3 protein-coding genes and 1 tRNA gene are annotated in these 4,685 nt (G+C 62.5%); all 4 read left to right on the forward strand.

Annotated elements, in window-relative coordinates; translation table 11 throughout:
* The first annotated feature begins 91 nt into the window (after positions 1-91).
* A complete protein-coding gene (rnhA, locus tag ACXWUF_RS18940) occupies positions 92-544 on the forward strand; it encodes a ribonuclease HI (RefSeq protein ID WP_458496149.1) in 453 nt (150 codons plus the stop codon).
* Between the two features lie 4 nt (positions 545-548).
* Positions 549-1,283 carry a DNA polymerase III subunit epsilon gene (dnaQ, locus tag ACXWUF_RS18945; protein WP_458496150.1) on the forward strand — a complete coding sequence of 245 codons (735 nt, stop codon included), beginning with the start codon at positions 549-551 and terminating at the stop codon, positions 1,281-1,283.
* Between the two features lie 63 nt (positions 1,284-1,346).
* Positions 1,347-1,436 (forward strand) — tRNA-Ser (locus ACXWUF_RS18950).
* A gap of 230 nt (positions 1,437-1,666) precedes the next feature.
* Positions 1,667-4,684, forward strand: a complete 3,018-nt coding sequence (locus ACXWUF_RS18955; protein ID WP_458496151.1) for a CHAT domain-containing protein — start codon at positions 1,667-1,669, stop codon at positions 4,682-4,684.
* The last annotated feature ends 1 nt before the right edge of the window (position 4,685 follow it).

A 4,685-nucleotide genomic window follows, 5' to 3' on the forward strand; every position in this document is an offset into this window, starting at 1 on the left:
GAACGGCGGGACCACGAGCCGTTCATGGCTCGATACGTCAACACGAACGGTTCGTCGCGTGAGTCCTGAATAATAAACCCACTCAAAACACATGAATAATAGAGTTTACATCTATACGGACGGCGCTTGCCGTGGCAATCCCGGCCCCGGCGGTTGGGGCGCTTTACTACGCTATCGGGATAAAGAAATCGAGTTATGCGGCGGCGATCCCGCCACCACCAATAACCGCATGGAGCTCCTGGCCGCCATCCGGGGACTGGAGGCACTGAAACACCCTTGTTTAGTGACAGTCACTACTGACTCTATTTATGTCCTTAAAGGTATCTCCGAATGGCTGCCCAACTGGCTGCGCAAGGGCTGGAAAACCGCCGGGAATACCCCGGTCAAAAACGCCGACTTGTGGCAATCGCTGGTGGCCGCGCAGAATAACCACCAAGTCGAGTGGCAATGGATTAAAGGCCACACAGGACACCCCGAGAACGAACGCGCCGACCGCTTGGCGAACCGGGGCATCGACGAATTATCCCGTCTCAACCGTAAATAAACCCATGCGCCAAATCGTCCTCGACACTGAAACCACCGGCCTGGAACCCGCCGCCGGTCATCGCGTCATCGAAATCGGCTGCGTCGAGCTGCTCGACCGCAAGCTCACCGGCCAGCACTTCCACGTCTATCTGAACCCGGAACGCGACATCGACGCGGGCGCCGTGGCGGTCCACGGGCTGAGCGCGGAATTCCTCGCCGACAAGCCGAGGTTCGCGAGCATCGTCGCCGATTTTCTGGCGTTCGTGAAAGGCGCGGAACTCATCATTCACAACGCGCCCTTCGACGTGGGCTTCCTGAACCACGAGTTGCGGCTGTGGGGCCAAGCGGGCGGCGACATCGCCGACTATTGCGGCGTCCTCGACACCCTGGCCCTGGCGAAGAAAAAGCATCCCGGCCAGCGCAACAACCTGGACGCGCTGTGCAAGCGCTACGGCGTGGACAACGGCCACCGCGACTTGCACGGCGCTTTGCTGGACGCGGAAATCCTGGCGGATGTCTATCTGGCGATGACCGGCGGGCAAACCTTGCTGAGCTTGGAGCCGGAGCCGGAAACACCCGCCGCGTCGCTGGCTTCGGCGACGGCGTCCTTGTCCCTGCCAGCAGCGTTGGTGGCGCGGGACCGCCCCCGGCTGAAAGTCGTGCGGTGCAGCGAGCCGGAAGAGGAGGCCCACCAAAAGCGGCTGGGCGAAATCGCCAAGGCCAGCGGCGGTGCCTGTCTTTGGGCGGCGAAGGCGTAGAATCGCGGCGGCGAATCGGTTATCCTTTGCGGCCTTCCGGCGGCAAGCCCGCCAGGAAGCTTCGGAGGGGTGGCAGAGCGGTTTAATGCGGCGGTCTTGAAAACCGTTGATGGTTGATCCCATCCGGGGGTTCGAATCCCTCCCCCTCCGCCAAATTCAAAGACTTAACGTCGCAAAAAAGCCAGCTTCGATGCTGGCTTTTTTGTTTCTGCAAACGGTTTTGCCCACGCCGCCGCTCTCCTCTGGAGTCCGAACTTTAGTTTGGACGAATCAAGCTCCAACAAAAATCCAAACGTCCAAACTGAAGTTCGGACTCCAGAATGTGTTTCGCCGCTGCATCATCCGCTAAAATCGCCGCAACACCCGGCCTAGCGGAGTCTCTCATGTCCCTCGTCCTTGCCATTCACCAACACCCTCCCCGTAAAAGTAAATATCCCATCGAGTTACGCTTAAAGCGTCCGAACCAGCCGGACCTGACCGGCAATGCCAGCATCAAATTCGCCCTCAGCGAGACAGAGCAAAGCGAACTGCGCTGGTATATGGAGGATTATCTCCAACACGCCAAGTCGGTCGAAGCCGCCCACATTGAGCAAATCGAAGCGATGATTCGGGCGCGGGGCGAGGAGCTTTACGACAAGGTGCTGGCCGCGAATCGCAACACCCAAGCCATCTGGTTCGCCATCCGCGAGCAACTGGCCGACCTCCGCATCGAGATCACCACCGACATCGTCGAAGCCGCCGCGATTCCGTGGGAATTGATGCGCGACCCGGAGTCGGATTCGGCCATCGCCGTGCGGGTGCGGGCCTTCGTGCGGGTGCAGTCCAATCCGAATGTCGGCTTCGTCGTCCCGACACCGCCCGCCGATGGGCGCATCCGGCTGTTGTACGTGGTCTGCCGTCCCGATGGCCGTTCCGATGTGGCTTTGCGGGCCATCGCCAACCGCTTGCTGCAAGGTCTGGCCGAGCACCGCGAGCGCTTCGATATCGTGGCCTTGCGCCCGCCCACTTTCGAGCAACTGCAAAAGACCCTGACCGATGCCAAAGAAGCCGGTCGGCCCTTCCACATCGTGCATTTCGATGGGCATGGCGTATACGCCGACTTGGGCAAAACGACGCTGGCCGATTGGGTGGGCCAGCTTTCCAGCCTGATGCTGGGGGGCAAATCTTCCGGCAAGCACGGCTATCTGCTGTTCGAGCATCCAGGCAACGACCAGAACATCCGGCCCGTGTCCGGCGCGGAACTCGGCAAGTTGCTGCACGATACCGGCGCACCCTTGCTGGTGTTGAACGCCTGTCAGTCGGCCATGCACGAAGCCACCGGACAACCCGCCGACACCGCGAACGTTCATGACGAAGTCCGCGCCATCGGTTCCTTGGCCCAGGCGGTGGTGGACCAGGGTATTCCCGCCGTGCTGGGGATGCGTTACAGCGTATTCGTGGTGACGGCGGCGCAGTTCGTCGGCGAGTTGTACGCCGCGTTGGCGAAGGGCCGGGATTTCGGGCAGGCAGCCAGCGAGGCGCGGAAGCATTTGCAGCGCAATCCCGAGCGTTGGGTGGGCTTGCAGCCGCGCCCCTTGCAGGATTGGTTCGTGCCGGTAATTTTCGAGGCCGCGCCGCTGCAACTCCTGCCGCCCAACCCGCCGCCGCTGTTCGATGCGCCGGAACTCGATCCGGTGCAGCGTTACCCGGAATTGCTGCGCCATGTGCCGGACACCGAATTCATTGGCCGCGACGAAACCTTGCTCATGCTCGACCGCGCTTTCGATTCCCAGCCGGTGGTGTTGCTCCACGCCTATGCCGGGCAGGGCAAGACCAGCACCGCCGTGGAGTTCGCCCGCTGGTATGCACAGACCGGCGGCTTGGGCGCGGTGCCGCTGGTGGCGCTGACCAGCTTCGAGCGGCACACCGACTTGACCGACGCGCTCAATCAGTTGGCCCGCTTGCTCGCCCCGCTGTTGCAGGCCAACGGCATCGACTGGCACGCGCTGAATGATGTGGCCCGACGCCGCCAACTGGTTTTGCAAGCACTGCGGGCGGTGCCGGTGTTGTGGGTATGGGATAACGTGGAGCCGGTGGCCGGTTTCCCGGAAAGCACGGCCTCGGCTTGGGACGCAGACGAGCAACAGGAACTCCGGGATTTCCTGAAGCTAGTGAAGCAGGACAAGGCGACGAAGGCGAAGATTCTGTTGACCTCCCGCCGCGACGAACAGCGGTGGCTGGGCGGGATTCCGTTCCGTATCGCCATGCCGCGCATGTCCCGCGCCGACGCGGCCAAGCTGGTGTTGGCCTTCGGCCAGGAGCGCGGCTGGAAGGCCGAAGGAATAGCCGATTGGGCTCCGCTGTTGGACTATTGCGCCGGGAATCCTTTGACCGTGCGGGTGGTGGCCGGGCAGGCGGCGCGGCAGAACTTGCGCGGGGCGAAACTGGTGGCCCGGTTTATCCAGGCACTACGCGATGGCGAAACTCAGATCGCCGATGCCGACGCCAGCGAAGGGCGCGACAAGTCGCTGGGCGCGTCGTTGGAATATGGCTTCCGTCATGCCTTCACGGCGGAGGAATTGCCGGTGGTGGCGTTGTTGCATTTGTTTCAGGGGGTGGTGGATGTGGATGCGCTGCGCTTCATGGGGCAAGGCGAATACGCGCTGCCGGAATTGCAAACTCAGGATGGGGACAAACTTACCGGCCTCTTGAGCCGGGCGTGCGAAGTGGGTTTGTTAACCCCGATTGGCGGCACTTGGTACGGCATCCATCCGGCCTTGCCATGGTTCTTGCGGCAGGTATTCGAGCGGCATTTCGATGGGCAGGCGGGGCATTCCGGGGCGGAAGCGGCTTTGCGGGCTTGGGTGGAGGCGGTGGGCGGATTGGGCGATTACTACCATAACCAATTCAACGAAGGAAACCGGCAGGTCATCCAATTCCTGAGCCTGGAAGAAGCCAACCTGCTGCACGCCCGCCGCGTGGCCCGCCGCCAGGGCTGGTGGAATCGGGTAATTGCCGCGATGCAGGGCTTGCGGGCGCTGTACGAGTATCAGGGACTATCAGGGACGCGGCGCGGAATGGGCGCGGCTGGTGGCGGAGATCGTGCCGGATTACTGCTCAGGCGTGGACGGGGCGATGGCTGGGCGGGAAGATCAGTACAGTGCATTATTTCGAGCAAACCGGCAACCGCTACGGTGCCGGAGCAACACGCCAAAACATGGCCGTCATGTACTGGTCAGCCGCCGACCGCGACCCCACCCACCGCCACACCCTGCTACACCGCGCCCGCGCCTACGCCGAAGCCGCCCTGCGCGACTACCAAAGCTACCAAGGCCGCGCCGCCGACGATGAAGCCCAGGCCCAGCAACTCATCGCCGCCATCGACCAAGCCCTGGCCCAATAACCTGGAGTCCGAACTTTAGT

Source organism: Methylomagnum sp. (assembly GCF_054333355.1).